Origin of the sequence: Dyella sp., assembly GCF_035503745.1 — a bacterium.
In the GTDB taxonomy this organism is placed as follows: domain Bacteria; phylum Pseudomonadota; class Gammaproteobacteria; order Xanthomonadales; family Rhodanobacteraceae; genus Dyella_B.
Genome location: NZ_DATJTC010000002.1, coordinates 112255 through 135975, shown reverse-complemented (window position 1 = coordinate 135975; position 23721 = coordinate 112255). Strand labels below are relative to the sequence as shown.

The window sequence follows — 23721 nt, the reverse complement described above, 5'->3', positions numbered from 1 at the left end:
GTGGGAAGACGCGTGCTCAGATCACTCCGCCGTTGGCGCGCAAAACCTGGCCGTTGATCCAGCCGCCGTCGGGGCCGGCAAGAAAAGCCACCGTGTTGGCGATGTCGGCGGGCTGCCCCAGACGTTCCAGCGGAGCGAGCTTGGCCAGGCGATCGATCACTTCCTGCGGCTTGCCGTTGAGAAACAGGTCGGTCGCGGTCGGACCGGGCGCCACGGCATTGACGGTGATGTCGCGCCCGCGCAATTCCTTGGCGAACACCCGGGTCATCGCTTCCACCCCCGCCTTGGTCGCGGCATACACCGCATAGGTGGGCTGCAGCAGCCCGACCACGCTGGAGGAGAAATTAATGACGCGGCCGCCCGCGCGCAGTCGCGTCGCCGCTTCGCGCAACGTGTTGAACGTACCTTTCAGATTGACGGCCACCTGGCGGTCGAACGAGGCATCGTCGGCATCGGCAACGGTGGCCAGCTGCATGATGCCGGCGTTGTTGACCAGCACGTCCACACCGCCGAAGGCGGTTTCGGCGGTATCGAACAACCGACGCACATCCGCGGCGTTGCTGACGTCGCCCTTGGCCACCACGGCGTAACCACCCGCCTGTTCGATCGCACGTACCAGGGCCTGGGCCGGCGCGGCGTTTTCGGCGTAGTTGACGATGACGGAAAAGCCATCGGCCGCCAGGCGTTGCGCGATCGCGGCGCCGATACCGCGGGAAGCGCCGGTCACCAGGGCCACTTTCTGAGTTTGCTTGTTCATGAGGGTTCTCCAGGACCGGCACCGTGCCGGCTTGAAGAAAGGCTAGGCTTTCCCTGTGGACAAATAATCGGTGCTAACCTGGCAACATAATTCGTTATAAGCGAACAATAGCCCCCTATGGACCGCCTGGACGTGATGCGGCTGTTTACCCGGATCGTGGAGCGGCAAAGCTTCACCCTCGCCGCGCAGGACCTGGAATGGCCCCGCTCCACCGCTACGCAGGTGATCCAGGAGCTGGAAAAGCGCCTGGGCGTGCAACTGCTGCAGCGAACCACCCGCCACGTCAAAGCCACGCTGGACGGCGAAGCGTATTACCGCCGCTGCGTGGCGATTCTTGGCGACGTGGAAGATGCCGAGGCCGCCTTCAGCGAGGCCAAGCCGCGCGGACTGTTGCGCGTGGATGTGCACGGCACGCTGACGCGCCACTTCGTGCTGCCGGCGTTGCCTGCGTTTCTTGCCAAGTATCCACAACTGCAATTGCACATCGGCGAAGGCGACCGCCTGGTCGACCTGGTGCGCGAAGGCGTCGACTGCGTGCTGCGCGTGGGCGATCTGCAAGACAGCGCCATGATCGGCCGGCGCGTCGCGCTGCTGGAGGAAGTAACCTGCGCCAGCCCCGCGTATATGGCGCGTTACGGCAACCCCGCCGGCATCGACGATCTTGCCGCGCACGTGAGCGTGGGTTTCGTTTCCTCGGCCAGCGGCATGGTCTTGCCGCTGGAATTTATGCTCAACGGCACGCCGCGCAACGTCAGCGTACCTTCGACCGTCACGGTGACCAGCGCCGAAACCTACGTCGCCGCGGCCAAGCTCGGGCTCGGCCTGATCCAGGTGCCGCGTTATCACGTGCAGACCGCGCTGGCCGAAGGCTCGCTAGTGGAAGTGCTGGCCGACTTTCCGCCGCCGCCGACGCCGGTGTCGCTGCTCTACCCGCACAGCCGGCAGCTTTCGCCGCGCGTGCGCGTGTTCATCGAGTGGGTGATGCAGGCGCTGGCCATGCGCCAGGACATTCCGCGCTAACCATCCTCTTGCGGCGCGCGATCACGCCGGCCGCTCGACCCATTGCGAACGCCATGCGGGCGCGGCAAACGGATCGGCGAAATATTGGGTTTCGTGCGCCACCTTGCCGTCCTTGAACTCCATGATGCTTACCGTGTGCGCCATGTTTCCCTGGTAGGCAATGGCATATTCGGTAACCCACAGTTGGCCTTCGCCCACGATGCGGCGAACGGCGAAGCCCGCCGGTTTGCCCGGATGATGGCCACGCAGCGCCTGCAGGTTGTGGCGTCCGCGAATGATTTCGCCCGACTGCGGATACTCGCATACGGCATCGTCGTGGTAGATCTCGTGCTCGGCGACGAGATCGCCCGCGGCGGACGCGGCCCAATGCCGATCGAGGGCAGTCCGGATGTCGTGCGCCTGCATCGTCGGCCTCCGCTTAAGCTTGCGCGCGCGTCCCGTGGCGTGCGCAACGCGCATCCATCTGGACGGCCAAATAGATTGCGCCGGGCCACGCCGGCGTACAAGTGCCTGGCGCCAAGCCATCCTGCCCGCTTACAGCCGCCGCGCTTACGGCGCTGATGACACCGCGCGATTCAAACGCGCACGGATCAATCGCGATAACCGCGCCGGATCGACCGCAGGAAACCGATGACCCGATCGGCCTCGCCCATCTGCACCAACTCCTGCGCGGTCTTTCCATCCAGCTCGCGGATGTTCTCCGTCCGGTACCACTCGCGTACGCGTGCCCGATCGGAGTCCACGCCCAGCGCCATCTGCACGATGCGCCAGAAATCCGCCTCGATCGGCGGATCATCAGGTCGGTCCGTGTTCGGCGACGGGACCGAGCTGGATGCACACGGCCGTGTCGTCATCGGGTAATCCTCGGCAAAGGCTGGCGAACGCTGCGCCGCGCGCAGCGCCGATGCTGTTTCATCGCGCGGCACGCCTAGGTGATCCGCTCCAGGATCCGGCGCAGATGCGCGAGGTCGGTCTTGGACAGATGCTGGATAGGCAGCGGCGCCTCGTCGCGCACCGTATCGTGGATCGTCTCCACCAGCCTGCGCCCCGCGGGCGTCAGCGACACCTGTTTCGCGCGCCGGTTGTCCGGAAGCGGCGTGCGTTGGACCAGCTTGCGCTCTTCCAGATCGTTGACTGCGACGGTAATCGCCGGCGCGTCGCTACCGGTCATCTCGACCAGTTCCTTCAACGTTTTCGGCTCGTCGAACAGTCGGCGCAGAATACGCACGCGGCTGATCGGCAGGCCACTCACCTCGCTCACTTTGCGGCGCCATTCGCCGCGGTTTTCCCACACCAGCGCGACCATCATCTGCCACACGCCATCGGCTTCGCTGCCGCCGGGGCCGCGCCGGCTCATGCTGGCGCTCCGGCCGGCACTTCTTCCAGCAAATGCGCCGCGTGACGCGTGGTATCGCGCGCCCACGGCGTGTGGGACAACCACGCCAGCAGCAACACGGTAAGGCCCCCGCCGATGACCAGCCACCAGAACGGATGCGACGCCCGCGCGAAACCGTCATGGATGTGCGCGCCGAGTATGGTGCCGGCCAGGGCCACGCCCAGTGACGCGCCGATCTGCCGGCTGGTGGATGCCACCGCCGCCGCCAGGCCTGCCTGCGCCTTGGGCATGCCCGATACCGCCGTGTTGGTGATCGGCGCATTCACCATGCCAAAGCCGATGCCGAAGATCACGTAGGTCAACAACAACCAAGGCAGCGGCGTGGTGGCGGTAAGCTGCGTCATCATCAACGCGCTGATCACCGTTGCCGTACCGGAGGCCAGCAACGAGGGCCGCGTGCCATGCGTGCCCACCAGCCGCCCGGAAAGCGGCGAGCACACGATCGTGGCCAGCGCGAGCGGCAAGGTGCATAAACCCGTTTGGAAGGCCGAAAGCCCGCGCACTTCTTGCAGGTACAGCGCATTGAGAAACAGGAAGCCGGAGAACGCGGAGAAGCTGCACACCGCGATCAAGGTGGCGCTGCTGAACGGCGCGCTGCGGAAAAAGCGCAGATCGATCAGCGGTTCGCGGCGCCGGGGTTCATAGATGAGCAAGGCGGCGAGCGCCAGCGCGGCCGTGGCAAACAGGCCGACGATGGTGGCCGAACCCCAGCCCGTATGCGTGCCTTCGATCACCGCATAGGTGACGGTCGCCAGGGTGGTGAACACCAGCACCTGCCCGACCAGATCCACGCGGCGCGGTTGCGGCGCCTTCGACTCTGGAATGTAGCGCGCGGCCAGCAGCATCGCCGTGGCACCGACCGGCAGGTTGACCCAGAAAATCGAACGCCAGCCCACGCTTTCGGTAAGTGCGCCGCCAATCACCGGACCCAGCGCCATCGACACGCCGGCCACCGCGCCCCAGATGCCGATGGCACGCGCGCGCGCCTTGGGTTCGTGGAAGGTGTTGGCGATGATCGACATGGCCACCGGATTGAGCATCGTCGCCCCCAGCGCCTGCAGGACGCGAAACGCCACCAGGCCGTGGATGTTCGGTGCCAGGCTGCACAGCAGCGAGCCCAGCATGAACAGCCCCATGCCGAACTGGAAGACACGGCGGCGGCCGAAACGGTCCGCCATCGACCCCGCCAGCATCAGCAGGCTCGCCACCACCATGGTGTAGGCATCGATGACCCACTGCAGGCCCGAGATCGAGGCGTGCAGATCCCGCCGGATCGAAGGCAGCGCCACGTTCACAATGGTGGCATCCATGGCCACCATCAGCAGGCTCAGGCAGCAGATGCAGAGAATGAGGTTGGGATGCGCCGCGGGGCGTCCATGGGTCTTGATAGTTGTATTCATACAACTATTGTGAATTAACAACTATTGCGCCGTCAACCCCGCTGGCCGCTTTCACGGCTGGCAAGGCCGTGCCTGGGTGCCCTCAAGCGTTTCCAATCGCTTCTGCCAGTGACATGAAAAGGCGACGGTGTGCGCGGTGCGCGTGCCGGAAGGCGCAACCTTCGAAAGTGACGGCTTGGCTGTAAAATTCCCGCACCGCCTTATTCAGCCACGCGCCGCATCGGCTTCGCCGGCTGCGCCACCGAGAAAACACAGGTACCTCCACAGATGACCATGGCCGATTCCCACACCTTGCAAACCGAGCTCCTGCGCCTGTTCCGGCGTCACGATGTGGAGCTGGAAGTGGATGAAGACTGGCTGGTTACCGATGGCGACTTCCCCGCCCTCCGCGCCCATTGGCAGGACGGCACCGATGCCGCGCCCGGGCGGCTGGACATCGAGGTGGTGATCAGCGAGGAACGCCACATCGAGGAAAGCGTCGCCGGCCGTGGCCGTGGCGAGACCGGCATGCGCGATGCGTTGAAGGCGTTCGAGCAGCATGTGCTGCATGTGCTGCTGGCCGCATGCTGGTACGTCACGGACGACCGGCGCATCCAGTTGCAAAGCTGGGAACTGGGCGTGCGCAGCTGGGATGTGTTCGTCGGCCCGTTCACCGTCAGCCGCGATGACATCGCTGCGCCCGAAGGCCTGCTGCCCGCCTTGCAGGAAGCCTTGCGCAACCAGTCGCTGAGTGGCCAGCTGCACTGGATACGCCTGTTCCATCGCCGCGCGGACGACGGCGCGGTCACCGCCGAAGCCTTGCTGGACAACGAGCCGTGGCCGGGCGGCGACCGGTTGCTGAGCCAACTCAACTGGCCTTCCGGGGCAGGTTATAGTGCGCGTTGCTTTATCGCGCTGGATATTCGCGATTACTGAACCTGCCATTGGCGGCACTGACGCGGCGACGAGGAGCACCCATGAAGGACCTGACCTGGAGAGGATTGCTGGCGGTGGGCCTGGGCGGCATCGTGGGTTGCTGGCTGCGCTACATCCTGAGCGCACTGTTCAACCCGCTCTTTCCGCATCTGCCGCCCGGCACGCTGGCGGCCAACTGGAGCGCCGGCTTCGTGATGGGATGCCTGATCGGCGTGTTCCAGCGATTCCAGACCCTGCCGGTGGAAGTACGCCTGTTCGCAGCCACCGGCATGATCGGCGGTTTATCCACCTATTCCACCTTTTCTGCCGAAGCGGTCGGGCTTTTGTTGCATGGGCAATACTTCTGGTTCGCGGCCCATGTGGCCAGCCATCTGCTGGGAACGCTCGCGCTCACCCTGTTCGGCATCTATCTCATGCACGCCTTGCTCGGTAAGCGCTACGACAAGATGGATAATCCGGAACCGGAAAAATAATGCCGGCTCAGCTAGCGAACGCGCGCGTGCACCGATTCGCAATGCCTTGCCAGGTTGGGACATGCCAGGACGAACTGCTTTAGCGGCGTGGGAATGTCATAGAAATAGATGTTGGCCACAAAGCCATACACAGCGGCATCGATGGAGCGCGCCGCCGCGCCGAAGATGAAGGCGCTGTCGCCGAGCAGGCCGCTGATAGCCGCAAGATCGGCGATGCCCCGCTCGTAGATCTGCTCCGGCTGGTAGCGGCCGATGCCCTGGTAGTAATAACGCTGCTGGTTATAGTCGTGCGCGGCATCCATGTCGCCTTGGGCAATCTGGGGATGCTCGGCCAGCACGAGGTTCCGAAACGACGGCCAGTAGCGCGCGTCGCCCCAGCGGGAATAGCTCATCGGCCAATACAGGTCATCCAGGGTACGGCGCAGCAAGTAATCAAGACGGCGCTGTTGCTCGGAAAGGCCGTCATCCAGCGCGAGCCGGTAGCGGTGGATGAGGTAGGCGATGATGGCATCGCTGTCCCCGATGTCCTGGTCGCCATCGGTCAGATAGGGCAGTTGCCCGCGCGGGGCGTTCTTCGTATCCAGGATGTGCTTGTGCTCGAACGGCATGTTGCACAGGCGCATGAACGCATAGACCTTCAGGCCGAAAGGGTTGTTGTCCGCGACGCCGCACAGGCCCGGATAGGAGTAGAGGGTTGGCTTGTCCACGATGCAAGATCTCGCGCCTTGGGGTAGGGATGGAAACGGAAACGGCGCGCCGAATCTTTTCCGGCATGAGGTACGCCGTTTCCGCCCTGCAACGGATGTATTCTTAGCGCCTTGAACGACAACACGGCGAACATGGGATGGAGGCGATCGGCTTGGCGTGCCCTGGGGCAATCTTTCGATGCCTTCGCTCGCCGTTAATGTGGTACTGGATCGGGCATCCTGCAAGCGCGGCACCCCATCGCATCCTGCGCCCCGGTGCGCAAGCCCGGACACGTCGGGCTCCAGGTGATCTGCACTATGAGCGATAGGATGTGCACACGCCATGGATGAGCGAAAGCACCAGTCCAATCGGGTAGCTGCCGCACTCACCGCCGTGCTCGCCCTGTTCACCGTGCTCGCGCTGACTGCGCCGCAAGCGCTGCGCCTCGAACAGCGCGTAAGAGCGGACCCGGGGATTGTCGGTTCGGCGTACACGGACACGACGGTGGTGGAGCTTTGGCTGAGCACCGCCGATCGCCGGCTGAAGCTGGCGCGGCAACCGGATATCGAGATGAGCGCGCGTGGCCCGGCGGCCACCGACATCGTTATCGACACTCACAAGACCTATCAAACCATCGTGGGCTTCGGCGCGGCGATGACCGACTCCTCGGCATGGCTGTTGGAAAACAAACTCGGCGCGCTGCAGCGCTTCATTTTGTTGCATGAGCTGTATGGGCCGCCGCCGGGGCTCAACTTCAACATGATGCGCGTGACCATCGGCGCGTCGGACTTCTCGTTGAAACCCTACACGCTGGACGACGTCCCATCCGGCCAGGTCGATCCGCAACTGACGCACTTCAATATCGCGCCCGATCTGCTTGATGTGATACCCGCGATACACGAGGTGCTTGCGATCAATCCGGGCTTGCGCATCATCGCCTCCTCATGGAGCGCACCGGGCTGGATGAAGACCAGCGGCAGCGTGATCGGCGGAACATTGCTGCAGCAGTACGAAAGCGTGTTTGCGGACTACCTGGTCAAGTACCTCGACGCCTACCGCGACCATGGCATCCCCATCTTCGCCCTTACCATGCAAAACGAGCCCGCCTTCATACCCGCCACTTATCCCGGCATGGGCATGCCCGCGCCCACGCGGGCGCGTGTGATCGCCCAATACCTTGGCCCCAAGCTGGCCAAGCGCAAGCAGAAAACCAGCCTCCTGGAATGGGATCACAACTGGAGCCATCCGGAGGAACCTTTAAGCGTACTGGGGGACCCCAAGGCTGCGCCGTATATCGATGGTGTTGCCTGGCATTGCTACGAAGGCGTACCCACTGCACAAAGCCGCGTGCATCGCGCCTATCCGCAAAAGGACACCTATATCAGCGAATGTTCCGGCGGCGACTGGGGCTCGGCCATGCACGGCGAGTTGCTGTGGTTCGCCCGCGACCTGCTGCTCGCCGGGCTCAGGCACTGGGCACGCGGCGTGGTCTACTGGAACCTGGCGCTGGACGAAAACCACGGCCCGCACTTCGGCGGCTGCACGCTGTGCAAAGGCATCGTCCTGATCGACTCGCGCACCGGCGCGATCAGCCGCAACGACGAATACTACGCCTTCGCGCACTTCAGCCGATTCGTGCTGCCCGGTGCCGTGCGCATCGGTTCCACCGATACCGACCACGGCATCTACAACGTGGCATTCCAGAACTCCGCGGACGACTCGATCGTGCTGGTGGTGGTCAACGGAAGCGCCGCGGCGCGCAACATCGCCGTTTCCCAGGATCACACGCGTTTCGAATACATCATGCCGGCGCAAAGCGTGGCGACGTTCGTGTGGGAACCGGGCCAGGTGGGCGCTTGGAGACAACGGTTGTTGTGGTGGCTGAAGAAACCGCGCTGAGCAGGCGCGATCCGGCAACGGCACCAAGTTAGCCGGCGCCCAACTTCTACCTGTTCGCGCGCGTGGGCCTGCCCGGCGCACGCAGCGCTATGGCTGCTCGAATCGCGCGATGTCGCCGAGCATCACTTGCGCTCGCTTGACCGAGCTGCCGGCAATGCTGTCTTCCAGCCAGCGGCGACGCCCCAGTTTGCACACCAGCCAGTAAAGCAGGCCCGTGACCGCCAACGATCCCGCGCCAACAATGATTAGCCACAAGGGTAAACCGGACGCGTCGCGCCAGCCGTCGACACCGGCGATGTCCATGCCGTACTGCGCCAGCATCAGCAGCGCCGGAATCCAGATGACGCTGCCCAGCACGCCAAAGACCGGCGCCTCCACCTTCACCCGCCACGCGCGCAGTCCCGCGATGCGGCGTTGTATCTCAAGCACGGGCGCGGCGTAATCGATCGTGCACACCATCGCGATCACGCGTGCCGGAAAAAAGATCGACAGCGTGCCGAACGCTTGCATGGCGATGCCGCAAGCCAGGGCCTGCCAGATGTGCACATGCGTGGACCAGAAGCGGATACCCCACAACGCGATCAACACGCCAAGGACGAGCAGCACCGACTGTCCCCAGACCAGCGGCTGCAGCCGACGCCGCAGCCGGTCCATGTGGCTGATGCGCCATAGCTCCCAGTCCAGCGCCTGCTGGCGGTCCAGTCGCCCGCTGAGTTCCTGCCAGGCCTGCTTCATGTCGTCCAGTTCCATGATCATGCTCCCACGTTTTGCGCGCCGGTCATGCGCGCGCGCAGCGTTTGCTTGATGCGGCCGATCTTGGTGGCCACGTTGGTTTCGCTGACGCCGAGAATGTCGGCAATCTCGGCATACGGCCTGTCTTCCAGATACAGCAGAATCAAGGCGCGGTTGAGCGCATCGAATTGCGCGATGAAGGCGTACAGCATGGCCAGCCGTTCGTCCGGCTCGGGCGCGGGCTCGGCCCCGATGCTTTCCAGGTGATGCCGCTCCAGCGGCTCCAGCGTTCCATGCCAGTGGCTGCTGCCCTTGCGCAGTTGCGAAATCGCCACGTTCAAGGCCACGCGATAGAGCCAGGTGGAAAACTTCGCCTTGCGCGGATCAAAGCGTGCGAACGAACGCCATGCCTGCAGACCGATCTCCTGCGCCAGGTCGCGCCGGTCCTCGGCGTGGCGGGCGTAGAGGCCCGCCACCTTGAACACGATGCCTTCGTGCTCGCGCAGCAGGGTCTGGAACTGTCGTGGGTCCTGGCGGTGGCTCATGCTCGTTCGCGCTCGTCGGCTCACCCCATGATTCGCACAGCGCGGAAAAAAATCACAGACCCAGGGCCACCGTGCCGGCGGCGCCCCGGCCACTGCCGGCCATGCTTGCCGCGAGGTAGAGTTTCATACGCACGGGCGGCCGGCACCAGCTTTCGACATGCAGCTTCGCCCCGTGCGCTTAGGCCCGTCCAACCCTTACCGTAAGGAGAGAAAATACATGTCACCCAGGATGTGGTTCACGCTGGTGCTGCGCTATCTCGGCGCCTCGGAAATCTTCAGCGGCCTGAATTATTTCGTCACGGCCTACAACGTGCACACCGGCAACTACGCCAGCAGTGCCAGTGCCCTGGCCTTCGTGAACCATGGTGTGGCCAGCGCCGCCGTAGGTCTTGTGGTTGTCCTGGGCGCGGCGCAACTTTCGGCGCTGGTCGTATCGGCGCTGCCGGCCAAGCAGGCCGAACCGGCTCAAACCGAGCCGTCGAACGTCTAGGGCCTGTTCACACTATTGGCGTAGCCCGCGTTGCGTTGCAATGGCCGCCAGGTGGTAGTGCGTGGCGCCGGCTTGGCTCCGCGCGCTGCCAGGTTGGCGGTGCGGCGGCCGGATCGATCCGGGCGCGGCAGGATCATTGGATGCCGGTACGGGAAGGTGCACACTTGAGGCGCCCGGGCAAAAAGGGGTTGGCATGCAAGCCGTTGCGCGAGGAGCCCTGATCGCGACGTTGATACCCGCGCTCGCGGGTTGCTACAGCGTGGTCAAGATACCCGAAGTGGCATCGGCGTCGGTCTACGGCCCAGGGATTTCCGGCGGGGCGTTGCGTGCGCAGCAGGTCGCACAGCTGTCCGACTGGCTCAAGGCGCACGACGCCGGCTGGCGCGCACCGATGGGAACGCCACCCAGGTCCATCACCATGGCCATTGTGATGCGCCGGGCCGGCGGCCCGCAGAGCACGCTGGATCTGTTCGCTTGGAACGACGGCTCGGCAATGGCCTACCTTTATGCGCCAGCGCCTGCTTCGCCACGCGAGCGCTACCTGCCGGCGGCGGACGTGGCCGCGCTGCGTGCCGCGGTGGGACACTAGGTGCCGGGCGATCGCGGCGTGCACGCTTTCCATGCAAAGCCAATCGCTCGCGCCTTGACCCACGTTGCCCACCACCCCAGCGGGAACCGCGATGTTCGTAAGACAGCTGCACTACCTTGTCGCACTCGCCGAACACAAGCATTTCGCGCACGCGGCCGAAGCGTGCTGGGTGTCGCAACCGGCACTTTCGGCGGGCATCCGCCAGCTCGAACGGGAGCTTGGCATCATGATCATTCTGCGCGACCGGCGCTTTCAGGGCTTTACGCCGGAAGGCGAGCGGGTGCTGGCGTGGGCCAGGCAGACGCTGGCATCGCTGGAAGGGCTGCGACAGGAAGCGGCGCTGGCGCAGGTGGTGGCCGGCGGCCATCTGGCGATCGGCACGGTGCCTTCGGCGTTGCGCGCGGTGTCGATGCTGGCCAGCGAATATCGCCGCGCCATTCCCAAACTTACGCTGGAAGTGTTCTCGCTGAGCACGCGCGACATTCTGCAACGCCTGAAGAACAAGGAAGTGCATCTGGGTCTTGCCTATGCCGAACGCTGCGACCCGGATGCGTATGAAAGCATGGTGCTTTACTCCGAGCGCTTCGTGCTGTTGTCCAGCGACAAGGCCGGACTGCCCACCAAGCCTTCCTATAGCTGGGCGGAAGCGGCACGCCTGCCGCTGTGCCTGTTCAATCACGAGATGCAGAATCGCAAGATCGTCGATGCCGCCTTCGGACACGCGGGCGTGGTGCCGAATGTGATGGTGGAAACCAACACCTTGAGCGTGATGTACGAAGAGGTGCTGATGGGCCAGGTGTGCAGCATCGCGCCGGTCAGCGCGCTGCCCGATTACTTTCTGGCCAGCGGGATCAGCATCCGCCCGATCGAGCCGCAGCAGTTGTCGCCGATGAGTTTGCTGCGCCTGCGCGAAGAAGCACCCCCCGCGGTGGTGAAGGCAGCATGGGACATGGCGCCCTTGATGGACCTGCAAGGACGCCTTGACGGCGTGCTGGAAGCGGTCGCGCCGCCCCGGCATTGATAAGTCGTTTCGCTGCAACGCAACAGCGCGTGATAAATGACGATTATCACCGGATACCGACAAATGATTGGCGGCGAACGCCACCGCGAACGCAGACTCCGTTGGCTGCGTGAACCATCACGTCCTTCCCCCAACGGAGCATTCCAATGGCCAAAGTGCTTTGCGTTCTCTACCCCGATCCCGTCACCGGCTACCCCCCGGCCTACGCGCGCGAGGACATTCCGGCGATCAAGGGCTATCCGAACGGACAGACCGCGCCCACGCCGCAAGGCGATCTCGGCTTCAAGCCGGGCGAGCTGATCGGTTGCGTGTCGGGCGAGCTGGGCCTGCGCAAATACCTGGAAGCGAACGGCCACGAACTGATTGTGACCAGCGACAAGGAAGGCGCCGACTCGGTGCTCGACAAGCACCTGCCCACCGCCGACGTGGTGATTTCGCAGCCGTTCTGGCCCGCGTACCTCACCGCCGAACGCATTGCCAAGGCGAAGAATCTGAAGTTGGCGATCACCGCCGGTATCGGTTCGGACCACGTGGATTTGAAGGCTGCCTCCGAACACGGCGTGACCGTGGCCGAGGTCACCTTCTCCAACAGCATCAGCGTGGCCGAGCATGTGGTGATGATGGCCTTGTCGCTGGTGCGCAATTACCTGCCCTCCCACCAGATCGCCAACCATGGCGGCTGGAACATCGCCGATTGCGTGAGCCGCAGCTACGACATCGAAGGCATGCATTTCGGCACCATCGCGGCCGGCCGCATCGGCCTGGCCGTGCTGCGCCGGATGAAGCCGTTCGACGTGCATCTGCATTACTACGACCCGCACCGCCTGGCGCCGGAGATCGAGAAGGAACTCAACGTCACCTTCCACGACACACCCCAATCGCTGATCAAAGCGTGTGACGTGGTCAACCTGCAGACGCCGTTGTATCCATCCACCCAAGGCATGATCAACGACAAGATGCTCAAGCTGTTCAAGCACGGTGCGTACCTGATCAATACCGCGCGCGGCGCGCTGTGCGATCGCGATGCAATCGTGCGCGCACTGGAATCGGGGCAGCTGGCCGGCTACGCGGGCGACGTGTGGTTTCCGCAGCCCGCGCCGATCGATCACCCGTGGCGCCGCATGCCGCACCAGGGCATGACGCCGCACATTTCCGGTACGTCACTTTCCGCGCAGACGCGTTACGCGGCGGGCACGCTGGAAATTTTGCAATGCTTCTTCGAGAAAAAACCCATACGCTCGGAATACCTGATCGTCGATGGCGGCAAGCTGGCCGGCACGGGCGCATCCTCTTACAAGCTGACCTGATCGCGGCGGTGCGTTTGGCCGCATGATCGATGCCTCGCCGGGGCCGGGTGCGCGCACAAGCGCCCCGGCCCCGCTCGTTGGGGCGCCACGCCCCCGCCGGATCCTTGTCCGCGCGTGCCGCCTTCACTTCAGCGACAAGGCACTTTCCAGCCGCGCGGTCGCCGCCGATTCCACGTTGCGCCACCAGCGCTCGCCCTGGTGCGGCGCAGCCAGATCCAGCCGCTCGCCCATGCGTGGAGTGGCCAGCGGAACGTCACGTTGCGCGGCCAGCGACACGATGCGTTCGAACGGCTCCTGCCACGCATGCATGGCCAGGTCGAAGGTGCCGTTATGCACCGGCAGCAGCCAGCGGCCGCGCAGGTCGCGATGCGCCTGCACGGTCTGTTCCGGTTGCATGTGCACGTAAGGCCATTGCCCGTCGTAGGCGCCGGTTTCCATCAAGGTGATGTCGAACGGACCCAGGCGCTCGCCGATGCGCTTGAAGCCATCGAAATAACCGGTGTCGCCGCTGAAGAACACGCGCAGCTCATCGTCGAAGATTGCCCATGACGCCCATAGCGTGCTGTTGCCGTCCAACGGCGTGCGCCCGGAAAAATGCTGCGCGGGTGCGGCGGTCATGCGCAGGCCGTCGATCTCGATGCTTTCCCACCAGTCCAGCTGGTGCACTTTCGACGCATCCACGCCCCATTCGATCAGGCGATCGCCGACACCGAGCGGGGTCAGAAACACGCCGGTGCTGGCGGCCAGTTGCTCGATGCTCCAGCGGTCCAGGTGATCGTAGTGATCGTGCGACAGCACGACACCGCGCAGCGGCGGCAGATCGCTCAGCGCGATCGGCGGCTGATGAAAGCGCTTGGGGCCCATCCACCGCAATGGCGACGCGCGCTCGGCGAAAACCGGATCGGTGAGCCAATAGGCACCGCGCAATTTGATCAGCATGGTGGAATGGCCGAGGCGGTAAAGGCTGCGGTCCGGCGCGGCATCGAGCTGCGCGCGGGTGAGCGCTTGCACCGGAATTGGTGCCTGAGGCCGCGTGTCGGCCGGCTTGTGGAACAGCGCGTTCCAGATGATGCGCAGGGTTTTGCCGATGCTTTGCGGCGGACGCGGCGCCGGGTTGTGGAAGCGCTGGCCGCGGCGTTGGGGCGAGGCTTGGTATTTGTCGATCAGAGGGGAAGACATGGCCAATTCCTGCAGAGGGGCCGGGACATGCCCGGATGTACACCGAGCAGTGTACTTTATCTTTCGCAAAAAGTAAACCATCCAGTGTAAAATGGCGCCATGCCTAGTTCTTCCGCCACCTCCCAACGCCTGACCGACCGCAAACGGCGCGCGATCATCGAGGCCGCCATCGAGGAATTCCGGCTGTCCGGCTACGAAACCACCAGCATGGATCGCATCGCCGCGCGCGCCGCCGTGTCCAAGCGCACCGTCTACAACCACTTCCCCAGCAAGGAAGTGCTGTTTGCCCAGATCCTGCATCACCTATGGCAGGCGATCGCCGGCGGCGAAGAAGTGGTCTATCGCCACGACCGCCCGCTGCGCGAGCAACTGCTGGAACTGATCGCGCAGAAGTTTCGACTGCTCAACGACGAGGCGTTCGTATCGCTGGCACGCGTGGCGATAGCCGCGGGCATTCATTCGCCCGAACGCGCGCAGCAGATGGTGGAGCGCATGGGCGAGCGCGAGGAAGGCTTGACCGTGTGGATTCGCGCCGCCGCCGCCGCGGGCCGCTTGAACACGAAAGATCCGGTGTTCGCTTCGCATCAGCTGCAAGGGCTGATCAAGGGGTTTGCGTTCTGGCCGCAGATCACCCTGGCGCAACCGCCGCTGGATGCGGCCGCGCAGAAGCAGGTGGCGGAGTCGGCGGTGGATATGTTTCTGGCTTACTACGCGTAGCAACTGCCGCAATCGTCAACGTTGCATGCCGGCACGCCTTTGCGTGCCGATCGCTTTGCCACGCACCCTGACCTGCGCAAGTGGGCGGGCCGTTGCGCACACAACCATATCGAATGGGCAACACGATCGCATCAATAAATCGTCGATGCGTTTGGCCTTCCTTTTAAGTTTATGAAGATGTCGCTTCGTTTCTGCGCGGCGAATCTTATGCCGGCGGCGTAAAGATGCGGCCTGGAAACGCCTGCTCGATCGCATCGAGAAACGCACGCACCTTCGCACCCACCAGACGGCGGGAATTTCGCAACGCCCATATCTCCACCGGCGGACGCGTATCGATGCCCCACAGCGCGAGGCGACCGCTTTTGACGTCCTCTTCCACCAGCAGCTTGGGCAACAACGCCACGCCCGCGCCCGCCAGCGCCGCATCGCGAACCATCAGCAGCGAGGACAATCGCAAGGCGCTCGTCGCCGCCACACGCCTTTCGTTGCCATCGCCAGTACGGAACGACCACACGGCGTCCGGCGACGCTGCCGACATCAACACCGCCTTGACCGGCGGCGGAGTGTCGTTTCCGTCAACGGCCGCGGGCATGGCGATATCCGGATGCGCGACGACCAGGCGCTGATCGTCGAGAATGCGGCGCCCGACCAGCCGTTCATCGCGCGAAGGATCCACGCGTATCACCAAGTCGAAACCGTCCTCGACCGGATCCACGTTTCGATCTTCGGCCACCACTTCCAGTTGGACGTCCGGATACGCCAGCGCGAAGCGCGCAGCCACGCGACCAAGGGCCACGTGCGCGAGCACGAGCGGCGCGCTCACCCGCAGCTTTCCGCGCGGTGTCGAAGCCCCCAGCATCACGGCCTCCTCCGCTTCGGCAAGTTCGGTCAGCGGACCGTGCGTGCGTTCGTGCAGGGCACGCCCCTCATCGGTCAGGCGAAGGCTTTGCGTGCCGCGTTCGATCAGGCGCACGCCCAGGCTTTGCTCCAGCTCGGCCACGCGCCGCGACAGCGTGGCCTTGGATCGGCCCGAGACCCGGCTCGCGCGCCCGAAGCCGCCGTGCATGGCCACCAATGCGAAATCAGTGAGCGCCTGCAGATCCATAGGGTGTGTTCCATATATGAGACGAGGTGTCCAATTATTGGCGTCTTATCTACACGAATGAAACCCCTTACCGTGTATCCACCTGTTTACCCCATTACACAGCGAGGATTTCCGTCATGAGCATTCTGGTTACGGGCAGCACCGGAACGATCGGTTCCCAGGTCATCCATCAACTGGCCGGATCGGGCGCGCAGGTGCGCGCCCTGACCCGCTCACCGGCCAATGCGCAGCTTCCGCCCGGCGCGAGCGCGGTGGCCGGCGACTTGGCCGACATCGATGCCTTTCGTGCCGCGCTTGAAGGCACCAGCACCCTGTTCCTGCTGGTGCCCAATGTCGCGGACGAACTGACCCAGGCGATGCAGGCGCTGACCGTCGCACGCGAGGCCGGGGTGAAGGGCATCGTCTATCTCTCCGTGTTCAAGGGTGAGAGCTACGCCGACGTGCCGCACTTCGCCGGCAAGCATACGGTGGAGCGGATGATCCAGGCCTTGGATCTGCCCGCCACGGTGCTGCGTCCGGCCTATTTCATCCAGAACGATCTGCGCCAGAAGGATTTGCTGTTGAACGCCGGCGTCTATGGCATGCCCGTCGGCGACAAGGGTATTTCGATGGTGGATATCCGCGACATCGGCGAAGCGGCCGCGCACGAACTGCTGCGTCGCGAACGCGCAGCCGCGCCGCTACCCCGCGAGAGCTACGCACTGGTCGGACCGGATGTGTTGCCCGGCAGCGCCATCGCCCAGATCTGGAGCGACGTGCTGGGGCGCCAGATCCGCTATGCGGGCAACGACACCGCCGCGCTGGAGAAGCGCATGAAACAGATGATGCCGGCGTGGCAGGCGTTGGATCTACGCCTGATGCTCGACCGTTATCAAAGCGATGGCGCGGCGGCGAGCGCGGACGACCTCGTGCGATTGACGCGCCTGCTCGGGCATGCGCCGCGCTCCTACCGGGACTTCGCCAACCAGGCCGTTACGCAATGGAAGGGTGATTGATCGCCGCCGGCCACCTCCGCGCGGGAGACGGTTTGGATAACGCGAATGGGACATCACCACTGGGCGCTGCCGTCCGGCAGATCCATATACGTCTTTGCCCACAGCGCCATCTGCAAGTGCAGCGATTTCTGCCAGGCCAGATGCATGCCCGCCACATCAGTATCGCTGTGGCCCTTGGCCTGCAGGTAAGGCTTGATGGTGTCGTTGAGCACCGCCACGAAGGCAACGATGTCGCTGTAGGGCACGTGCGTGGTGGAGGCGACGCGATCGACCCGGTTTTTCTTCAGGCTCGTATGCCTTAGCGCGATTTCCTGCTGGTAATTGAGCCAGTCCTGGTCGTACGGGCGCAGGCAGGTGTCGATGATCCACTGCTGGAAACGGCGATTGCTGCGCGCCAGATACTCCGGATTGGGCGAACCGTCCAAGTTACGCGAATGCCTGGCCAGATGCGGGATGCCGGCGATGATACCGGCGCGCCAGTGGTTGACGATCGCTGCCACCTGATCGTCCAGCACGGTGGCGGCCATGCGCAGGTAACGTTCGTCTTCCTCGGTAAGACCCACCGACAACTTCAGCCGTTGCAGTTCCTCCAGCGTGACGGACGACGCCTGCACCGCGGAGCTGCCGTAGGTGTAGCCGGGGATGTCGCTCGCATGGGTAGGCACGGGAAAGATCCTCTTATGCGTCAAATTGCGTGGCGCAGGCGGCGTCGCGCCAGTGGTCCATGTCGCGCCGGAGCCGCGCCAGCTTGTCTTCGATCCGCGCGTAGCAATCGGGTCCAAGCGGCAGACGCAGCGGCGGCGTGGCCGATTCCACCGCCGATATGATCACGCGCACGGCCTTGTCCGGGTCGCCGGGCTGCTTGCCGCTGCGCGCGCAAACCGCTTCGCGCACCTTGCCGGCGGTATCGGCATACGCGTCCACGCGCCTGGCGGCCATTTTGATGGAGCCTGCGGAAAGAAAATCGGTACGGAAATAACCGGGCTCGACGATCGTGACACCGATGCCGAACGGCTTGCCTTCCAGCTCCAGCGCTTCGGACATGCCTTCCACCGCGAACTTCGCCGCGTTGTACACACCATTGCCCGCCGAACCGGTGATCCCGCCGACGGAAGAAAAATTGACCACGTGTCCGCCACGGTTGGCGCGCAAGTGCGGCATCACCGCGCGGATCACGTTGAGGCTGCCGAAGAAATTCGTGTCGAAGGCAAACTGTGCCTCGTCGGTGGAAACTTCCTCGACCGCACCCACCATGCCAAAGCCGGCGTTGTTGACGACCACGTCGATGCGGCCGAGTTTTGCGATGGCCTGCTGGATCGCTTGTTCGGTTTGCCGCTCATCGGTGACGTCCAGCGCCAGCACGGTAAGGTTGTCGTGCGCCAATGCCGATGTGCCGTTGCGGGTCGTGCCCACTACGCGGTGGCCGCTTTCGAGCAGGGCCTCGCACAGCGCCTTGCCGAAGCCGCGCGAGATGCCGGTGATGAACCAGTGTGGCTTGGACATGATGGACAATCCTTACAGTGATCGTGGGTTCAATGCGCTGTCGCAGGTTACCTTCCCCTGCTTGCAAGGGGGAGGCTGGTCGGGGGCCGCTCTTACTTGCCTCGATGCGAGACTGCCTGCCCCCTGCCTCTCCCTGCATGCAAGAGAGGATGCTCAGCCTGCCGCGCTATGTTCGCCCACCGCATCCATCACGCGCGCGGAGTACACCAGTGCCGCACCCGCGTTCAATGCGACGGCAACGCCCAGCGCTTCGGCGATTTCCTCGCGCGTCGCGCCATGCTTCAAGGCTTCGCCCGTGTGCACGGTAATGCAGCCGTCGCAGCGCGTGGTCACCGCCACGGCCAGCGCGATCAGTTCGCGCGTTTTCGCGTCCAGCTGGCCGGTTTTCTGGCCGGCCTTGGACAGCGTCTGGTAACCGGCCAGCGTATCGGGGCTCAGTTTGCCGATTTCGCCGATGCGGCCCATCAGTTCCTTGCGGTATTCAAGCCAATTCAACATGACAGTTCTCCTGGTGGATGTGAGGTGCTGCAATCGGGCGCCGCGCCCGGTGTCAATGCGTAATGCTGATGACCACTTTGCCCTGCGTGCGCCGTGCCTGCACCAGCGCATGCGCGGCGTCGATGTCGCTCAAGGCGAAATAATGTGCATCGACCAGCGGCTTGATCATGCCCGCCTCGGCCAGGCGCGTGGCTTGGCGCAGAATCTCTCCATGATGCGCCCTGCCCTCGCCGGTGAGCAGCGGCAGCAAGGTGAACACACCCGAATAACTGGCGGCGCGGAACGACAGCGGCGCCAGCGCATGCGTGCCCCAGCCCAATGCGCTGACCACGTGGCCCAGGCGCGCGACCGCCTTGAAGGAGTCATCCAGGCTGGTGCCGCCGGAGGTGTCGTACACCACGTCGAAACCGCGGCCGGACGAATAGGCGGCTACATATTCCTCGACCGACATCTTGGCATGGTCGATCGGCGTGGCGCCGAGTTGTTCAATCACGTTCGCGCGCGCCGCGGCGCCGGTGGCGAATACCTTCGCGCCCAATGCGCCCGCGAGCTGGATCGCCATGCTACCCACGCCGCCCGCACCGCCTTGCACCAGCACAGTCTGACCGGCAAGGACATGCGCGCGATCGACCAGACCTTCCCACGCGGTAATAAACACCAGCGGCAGCGACGCCGCCTCGCGCATGCTGAAATGCGAAGGTTTCCGTGCCAGCAGACCGGCATCCACCGCCGCGTATTCGGCCAGCGAACCCTGGATGCCGCCCACGCCGCCGGTCATGCCGTATACCTCGTCGCCGACGCGGAAATCCGCGACCTGTGCGCCCACCGCCTCGACCACGCCGGCCAGATCGATGCCCAGGATCGCCGGCAGCGGGTGACGCGCATGCTCGGCGCCACCGCTGCGGATTTTCAGGTCCAAGGGATTGACGCCGCTGGCCATGATGCGCACCAGCACCTGGCCGGCCCGGGGCACCGGCCGGGCCACTTCGGTGAGGCGGAACGGGGCGCCGTGGTTTTCCAGCACGGCGGCTTGCATGGAGGTGGGTTTGCTCATGGCGGCGTCGCAATCAGGGGAGATGGATGGTTAAGCTACGCCCATATTTTTTGTATGGAAATCAAAATAATCGCATTCCGTCCATGCATAATTGCATGGTCAGGGTGACCCGGCCGGAGGTAGGTGATGGAGTGGAGCGACCTGCGCGTGTTCCTCGCCGTGGCGCGCGAAGGCACGTTGGGTGCGGCCGCGCGCAAGCTTGGGCAAACCCAGCCGACCATGGGCCGGCGTCTGCAAGCGCTGGAACGCGCACTGGGACATCAGCTGTTCCAGCGCACCAAGGACGGCTTCGTGCTCACCGACGAAGGCGCTGCCGTGCTGAGCCACGCCGAGCGCATGGAGGAGGAAGCGCTCGCCTTCCAGCGCCAGCTCACCGGGCACGAGCAGCAACTGGACGGCATGTTGCGCATCACGTCCTCCGACTGGTTCGCCGAATACATGCTGACGCCGGTGATCGCCGATTTCTCCCGGCAGTATCCGCACGTGGTCGTCGAATTGCTCACCGATTCGCGCTTTTTCAGCCTGTCGCGGCGCGAAGCGGACCTCGCCTTTCGCATCCAGCCTTTCGACGAACCGGACGTGGTTTCGCGCAAGCTGCTGCGCATGCCTTATGGCGTGTACGTCGCGGCCGATGCGCCAGTGCCGGCAGCCGGCGACGGCACCGGCGCATCGCTGCTGGTGATGAATGTGGCCTTCGGCGGCATGCCCGAAGTGGAATGGCTGCAACGCAAATTGCCCCATGCGCGCGTGGGCTTTCGCAGCAATGCGCGCGCGGTGCAGGCACGCATGTGCGTCAAAGGCGCGGGTGTCGCGGTTTTGCCGCGTCCGCTGGGCGACACCATCGATCACCTGCAACGCATCGACCTGGGCGAGGACCCGCCCGCGCGCGATATCTGGGTCGGCTACCACCGCGACATGCGCCGCCTCGCACGCCTGCGCGCCTTGCTGGACATGGTAGTTGCGCAATTGGCCAGCTGAGCCTTTCTGGCGTAGAAGCACGCACGCATGTGAGGTTCGGCACGGTTGCTTCAAGCCGCTGAAATTTCAATGTAACCTGTTCCCGCTCACATTCGTTTAGTTTGCAAGCAACCAGGCGTGTGTCGTTCGATACCCGCAAACTGAGTCAAGACATGGCACTACGGGAGAGCAAGAGAATGAAAACGCGTTTGGTGGGAACGACGTTGCCGGTGCTGGAAGTGGGCCTGGAGCAAGGCGACAGAATTATTTCCGAACCGGGCCGGTTTTCCTGGATGACCCGCAACATCGTGTTGCAGACCACCGCGCAAACGGCCGGCGCGAAGGGCTTTCTCGGCGTGGTGGGGCGCGCGCTTTCCGGCGGCGGCCTGTTCATGAATGAATACGAGACCTCCGGCTCGCCCGGCATGGTCGCCTTCGCGGCGAAAGTGCCCGGCTCGATCGTCGAGGTGCAGGTCAATCCGGGCCACACCTATTTCATCCACCGCCATGGTTTCCTGTGCGGCTCCGAAGGCGTGGAACTGAGCATCGGCTTCCAGCGCTCGCTCGGCGCCGGCATCTTCGGCGGCGACGGCTTCATTCTGGAAAAACTCAGTGGTAACGCGCGCGCCTGGGTGGAACTGGGCGGCGAAATCGTCACCTACACCCTCGCCCCCGGCGAAACGCTGCAAGTACACCCGGGCCACATCGGCATGTTCGAAGGCACGGTGAACTTCGACATCACCCTGCTGCCGGGCCTGAAGAACAAAATCTTCGGTGGCGACGGCTTGTTCATCGCCCAACTCACCGGCCCCGGCCAGGTGTGGCTGCAAACCCTCACCATGCCCAACCTCGCCCACGCGCTATCGCCCTATATCGGCCGCGAAGGCGCATCTACCACCTCCGTGATGAGCGGTATCGGCGGCGATGCCGGTGGACTGGGCGGCGCCATCGCCGGTGGCGTGATCGGTTCGGTGCTGGGTGGGTTGTTCAACAAGGACGACTGATCGACACAACGCGCGCCCGCAGCGAGCGCGTCGATTTTCAAAAGAGGCTGGCGCGCACTTCCCACCGGAAACCGCCCGGCCTCTTTCGTTTCACCGACACCCGATTCAAGCCGCCGCACATGCCGGTCGATAACGTTAGCGAAACGTGACGACCACTACCTGATTCGGGGAACCACCATGAAAGGGATCGTGCTGGCGCTGGTGCTCCACACCCAGATGTGCCCACAGTGTTCCAACGGCGAAGCCTGCCAGGAGGGCGAGCGGCTGCATGACAAATGGTTTGATCATGTGGTGAAAGCTGCGTTGGGAACGGAGGGAAATCAGCGGGATGTTCCCTTGGCCGCCTGATCCCATGGCGGCAACAAGTCATGCACGCTTATGCGCTTGCCGCCCACTCTCCCGTGAAATCGACAACGCCATCCCTGCACCATGCATGGCAGCCGGTCCGCGGCGAAAACGCCCCCATGCGCCTCGTTCGCGAAAAAAATTAATTGGGAGGTGCCTTTCCGACTCCGCGTAGATTGACCACCTTTCCCAGCAGCCCAAACCAGAAAGGTGCGCCAAACAGCGCCGCGCTTGCCGTCACTATCCATCCGAAGGCCGCCCAAACTATCGCTTCGTCGCGAATGGCCGGATTCAACGGCCACAGGCGGCTCCACCCGATGGGAAGCCTGTCGAATGTAGCCAAGGCATCATCCACCGAAGTTATCGCCTTGGGGTCTGTGGGTATCGCCGGCCCGTGGTGGTTGATCGCCAGGTTCCACAGGGCGGTCATGACTTGATGCGCGTCGACGTTGAAAATTACCGCCACGGCGAGAGCAAAAATAAAGGTCCACAGCTGCGCCTTGCGCTTGTAGGCACCGGAGACTCTATCCATGGCGGAATCGAACCAGCGCGCAACGCTGTCTTCAAACTTCTCGGTGCTTCCGACCGAGCGGTTGTACATACCTAGCAAGCAGGTTTCCAATTGCTTATCGCCGATGGTTGCTATGACGGCGGGCAATTGTTGAAAAGTGGCCCCGTCTTTTTGCAGTGAATCGACCAGAGCCCTGGAGAAATCCTCCGGACGTATATATGAGGGCGCATATTTCATCGATATATCCGCCATCGTACTGGCGCCGCCATCGGAACGCGGATTGGCCAGCGCATGGTTGTAAATATCAACAACCAGATCCCTGCCATTAAGCAAATTGCTGATGCCGGCCAGCAGCGTCCTCGCTCGCCACCGCAAAATGGATGCGACAGCCTCTTGAATGCTGCTGGCAATCAAAGCCACCGAACCAAAACAAAGGATCATGCCAAGCGCGACTTCGCAAACATTGCTGCCGAACATATAACCCCCTTCCCAGCGTAGACTTTGGGCCCGCCCGCGGTTAACCACGCAACCTTCGTTCTTGCATCATCCGCCGGGGCCTGACGGCAGGGCATATTGCGCATGATAATGCTCTGTCAATGCCTGAAACCCGTCGATAGTCAGA

Annotated in this window: 28 protein-coding genes; 13 read left to right on the top strand and 15 right to left on the bottom strand. The window is 63.9% G+C overall.

Annotated features, from left to right (window positions below; genetic code table 11):
* Positions 1-16: 16 nt before the first annotated feature.
* Entirely contained in the window at positions 17-757 is a 741-nt protein-coding gene (locus tag VME63_RS00785; protein WP_325429250.1) for an SDR family oxidoreductase, read from the bottom strand.
* A 117-nt stretch (positions 758-874) separates the two neighbouring features.
* On the opposite strand from VME63_RS00785, the gene VME63_RS00780 reads away from it, so the two are divergent.
* Positions 875-1777: a LysR family transcriptional regulator gene (locus VME63_RS00780; RefSeq protein ID WP_325429248.1), complete on the top strand. Its 903-nt coding sequence runs from the start codon at positions 875-877 to the stop codon at positions 1775-1777.
* 21 nt (positions 1778-1798) lie between these two features.
* On the opposite strand, the gene VME63_RS00775 is transcribed toward VME63_RS00780, so the two are convergent.
* The 4 genes from VME63_RS00775 to VME63_RS00760 all read right to left on the bottom strand — a co-directional run bounded on the left by VME63_RS00775 (position 1799) and on the right by VME63_RS00760 (position 4573).
* Positions 1799-2182, bottom strand: coding sequence for a nuclear transport factor 2 family protein (locus VME63_RS00775; protein WP_325429246.1), 384 nt, complete (start codon positions 2180-2182; stop codon positions 1799-1801).
* 185 nt (positions 2183-2367) lie between these two features.
* A complete protein-coding gene (locus tag VME63_RS00770; RefSeq protein ID WP_325429244.1) occupies positions 2368-2703 on the bottom strand; it encodes a hypothetical protein in 336 nt (111 codons plus the stop codon).
* A 2-nt stretch (positions 2704-2705) separates the two neighbouring features.
* Positions 2706-3134: a MarR family winged helix-turn-helix transcriptional regulator gene (locus VME63_RS00765; RefSeq protein ID WP_325429242.1), complete on the bottom strand. Its 429-nt coding sequence runs from the start codon at positions 3132-3134 to the stop codon at positions 2706-2708.
* Complete coding sequence (locus tag VME63_RS00760) at positions 3131-4573, bottom strand: MFS transporter (protein ID WP_325429240.1); 1443 nt, start codon at positions 4571-4573, stop codon at positions 3131-3133. The genes VME63_RS00765 and VME63_RS00760 overlap by 4 nt, the downstream gene beginning before the upstream one ends.
* Positions 4574-4846: 273 nt before the next feature.
* Between VME63_RS00760 and VME63_RS00755 the strand changes: the two genes are divergently transcribed.
* Both VME63_RS00755 and crcB read left to right on the top strand, forming a co-directional pair.
* Positions 4847-5488, top strand: a complete 642-nt coding sequence (locus tag VME63_RS00755; RefSeq protein ID WP_325429238.1) for a DUF6348 family protein — start codon at positions 4847-4849, stop codon at positions 5486-5488.
* Positions 5489-5529: 41 nt separating this feature from the next.
* Positions 5530-5961, top strand: a complete 432-nt coding sequence (gene crcB / locus VME63_RS00750; RefSeq protein WP_325429236.1) for a fluoride efflux transporter CrcB — start codon at positions 5530-5532, stop codon at positions 5959-5961.
* Positions 5962-5972: 11 nt separating this feature from the next.
* On the opposite strand, the gene VME63_RS00745 is transcribed toward crcB, so the two are convergent.
* Positions 5973-6668 carry a glutathione S-transferase family protein gene (locus VME63_RS00745; RefSeq protein ID WP_325429234.1) on the bottom strand — a complete coding sequence of 232 codons (696 nt, stop codon included), beginning with the start codon at positions 6666-6668 and terminating at the stop codon, positions 5973-5975.
* Positions 6669-6990: 322 nt separating this feature from the next.
* Between VME63_RS00745 and VME63_RS00740 the strand changes: the two genes are divergently transcribed.
* Positions 6991-8547, top strand: a complete 1557-nt coding sequence (locus tag VME63_RS00740) for a glycoside hydrolase family 30 protein (RefSeq protein WP_325429232.1) — start codon at positions 6991-6993, stop codon at positions 8545-8547.
* Positions 8548-8634: 87 nt separating this feature from the next.
* On the opposite strand, the gene VME63_RS00735 is transcribed toward VME63_RS00740, so the two are convergent.
* Both VME63_RS00735 and VME63_RS00730 read right to left on the bottom strand, forming a co-directional pair.
* Positions 8635-9297, bottom strand: coding sequence for a hypothetical protein (locus VME63_RS00735; RefSeq protein ID WP_325429230.1), 663 nt, complete (start codon positions 9295-9297; stop codon positions 8635-8637).
* 2 nt (positions 9298-9299) lie between these two features.
* On the bottom strand, positions 9300-9824 hold the full coding sequence (locus tag VME63_RS00730) for a sigma-70 family RNA polymerase sigma factor (RefSeq protein WP_325429228.1): 525 nt from the start codon (positions 9822-9824) through the stop codon (positions 9300-9302).
* 217 nt (positions 9825-10041) lie between these two features.
* On the opposite strand from VME63_RS00730, the gene VME63_RS00725 reads away from it, so the two are divergent.
* From VME63_RS00725 to VME63_RS00710, 4 genes are all read left to right on the top strand, one after another.
* On the top strand, positions 10042-10314 hold the full coding sequence (locus tag VME63_RS00725) for a hypothetical protein (RefSeq protein WP_325429225.1): 273 nt from the start codon (positions 10042-10044) through the stop codon (positions 10312-10314).
* Positions 10315-10507: 193 nt separating this feature from the next.
* A complete protein-coding gene (locus VME63_RS00720) occupies positions 10508-10903 on the top strand; it encodes a hypothetical protein (RefSeq protein WP_325429223.1) in 396 nt (131 codons plus the stop codon).
* Between the two features lie 91 nt (positions 10904-10994).
* Positions 10995-11924, top strand: coding sequence for a LysR family transcriptional regulator (locus VME63_RS00715; protein WP_325429221.1), 930 nt, complete (start codon positions 10995-10997; stop codon positions 11922-11924).
* A gap of 146 nt (positions 11925-12070) precedes the next feature.
* Positions 12071-13231: an NAD-dependent formate dehydrogenase gene (locus VME63_RS00710; RefSeq protein WP_325429219.1), complete on the top strand. Its 1161-nt coding sequence runs from the start codon at positions 12071-12073 to the stop codon at positions 13229-13231.
* A gap of 123 nt (positions 13232-13354) precedes the next feature.
* On the opposite strand, the gene VME63_RS00705 is transcribed toward VME63_RS00710, so the two are convergent.
* Positions 13355-14410: an MBL fold metallo-hydrolase gene (locus tag VME63_RS00705; protein ID WP_325429217.1), complete on the bottom strand. Its 1056-nt coding sequence runs from the start codon at positions 14408-14410 to the stop codon at positions 13355-13357.
* A 99-nt stretch (positions 14411-14509) separates the two neighbouring features.
* Here VME63_RS00705 and VME63_RS00700 point away from each other — a divergent pair, with 99 nt between their 5' ends.
* On the top strand, positions 14510-15127 hold the full coding sequence (locus VME63_RS00700) for a TetR/AcrR family transcriptional regulator (RefSeq protein WP_325429215.1): 618 nt from the start codon (positions 14510-14512) through the stop codon (positions 15125-15127).
* A gap of 205 nt (positions 15128-15332) precedes the next feature.
* Here VME63_RS00700 and VME63_RS00695 read toward each other — a convergent pair whose 3' ends face one another.
* Positions 15333-16232 carry a LysR family transcriptional regulator gene (locus VME63_RS00695; RefSeq protein WP_325429213.1) on the bottom strand — a complete coding sequence of 300 codons (900 nt, stop codon included), beginning with the start codon at positions 16230-16232 and terminating at the stop codon, positions 15333-15335.
* Positions 16233-16348: 116 nt separating this feature from the next.
* On the opposite strand from VME63_RS00695, the gene VME63_RS00690 reads away from it, so the two are divergent.
* Positions 16349-17227 (top strand): NmrA/HSCARG family protein, encoded by an 879-nt coding sequence (locus VME63_RS00690; RefSeq protein ID WP_325429211.1) that lies wholly within the window; start codon positions 16349-16351, stop codon positions 17225-17227.
* Between the two features lie 53 nt (positions 17228-17280).
* Here VME63_RS00690 and VME63_RS00685 read toward each other — a convergent pair whose 3' ends face one another.
* From VME63_RS00685 to VME63_RS00670, 4 genes are all read right to left on the bottom strand, one after another.
* Positions 17281-17892 (bottom strand): protoglobin domain-containing protein, encoded by a 612-nt coding sequence (locus VME63_RS00685; RefSeq protein ID WP_325429209.1) that lies wholly within the window; start codon positions 17890-17892, stop codon positions 17281-17283.
* Positions 17893-17905: 13 nt separating this feature from the next.
* Entirely contained in the window at positions 17906-18730 is an 825-nt protein-coding gene (locus tag VME63_RS00680) for an oxidoreductase (RefSeq protein WP_325429207.1), read from the bottom strand.
* A 153-nt stretch (positions 18731-18883) separates the two neighbouring features.
* Positions 18884-19228, bottom strand: coding sequence for a carboxymuconolactone decarboxylase family protein (locus VME63_RS00675; RefSeq protein WP_325429204.1), 345 nt, complete (start codon positions 19226-19228; stop codon positions 18884-18886).
* A 52-nt stretch (positions 19229-19280) separates the two neighbouring features.
* Complete coding sequence (locus tag VME63_RS00670) at positions 19281-20282, bottom strand: zinc-dependent alcohol dehydrogenase family protein (RefSeq protein ID WP_325429202.1); 1002 nt, start codon at positions 20280-20282, stop codon at positions 19281-19283.
* Positions 20283-20408: 126 nt separating this feature from the next.
* On the opposite strand from VME63_RS00670, the gene VME63_RS00665 reads away from it, so the two are divergent.
* The 3 genes from VME63_RS00665 to VME63_RS00655 all read left to right on the top strand — a co-directional run bounded on the left by VME63_RS00665 (position 20409) and on the right by VME63_RS00655 (position 22591).
* Positions 20409-21260 carry a LysR family transcriptional regulator gene (locus VME63_RS00665; RefSeq protein WP_325429200.1) on the top strand — a complete coding sequence of 284 codons (852 nt, stop codon included), beginning with the start codon at positions 20409-20411 and terminating at the stop codon, positions 21258-21260.
* A 176-nt stretch (positions 21261-21436) separates the two neighbouring features.
* Complete coding sequence (locus VME63_RS00660) at positions 21437-22243, top strand: AIM24 family protein (RefSeq protein ID WP_325429198.1); 807 nt, start codon at positions 21437-21439, stop codon at positions 22241-22243.
* A 177-nt stretch (positions 22244-22420) separates the two neighbouring features.
* Positions 22421-22591 carry a hypothetical protein gene (locus VME63_RS00655; RefSeq protein ID WP_325429197.1) on the top strand — a complete coding sequence of 57 codons (171 nt, stop codon included), beginning with the start codon at positions 22421-22423 and terminating at the stop codon, positions 22589-22591.
* Positions 22592-22730: 139 nt separating this feature from the next.
* Here the strand turns inward: VME63_RS00655 and VME63_RS00650 are convergent, their stop codons facing one another.
* Positions 22731-23576: a hypothetical protein gene (locus tag VME63_RS00650; RefSeq protein WP_325429195.1), complete on the bottom strand. Its 846-nt coding sequence runs from the start codon at positions 23574-23576 to the stop codon at positions 22731-22733.
* Between the last annotated feature and the right edge of the window lie 145 nt (positions 23577-23721).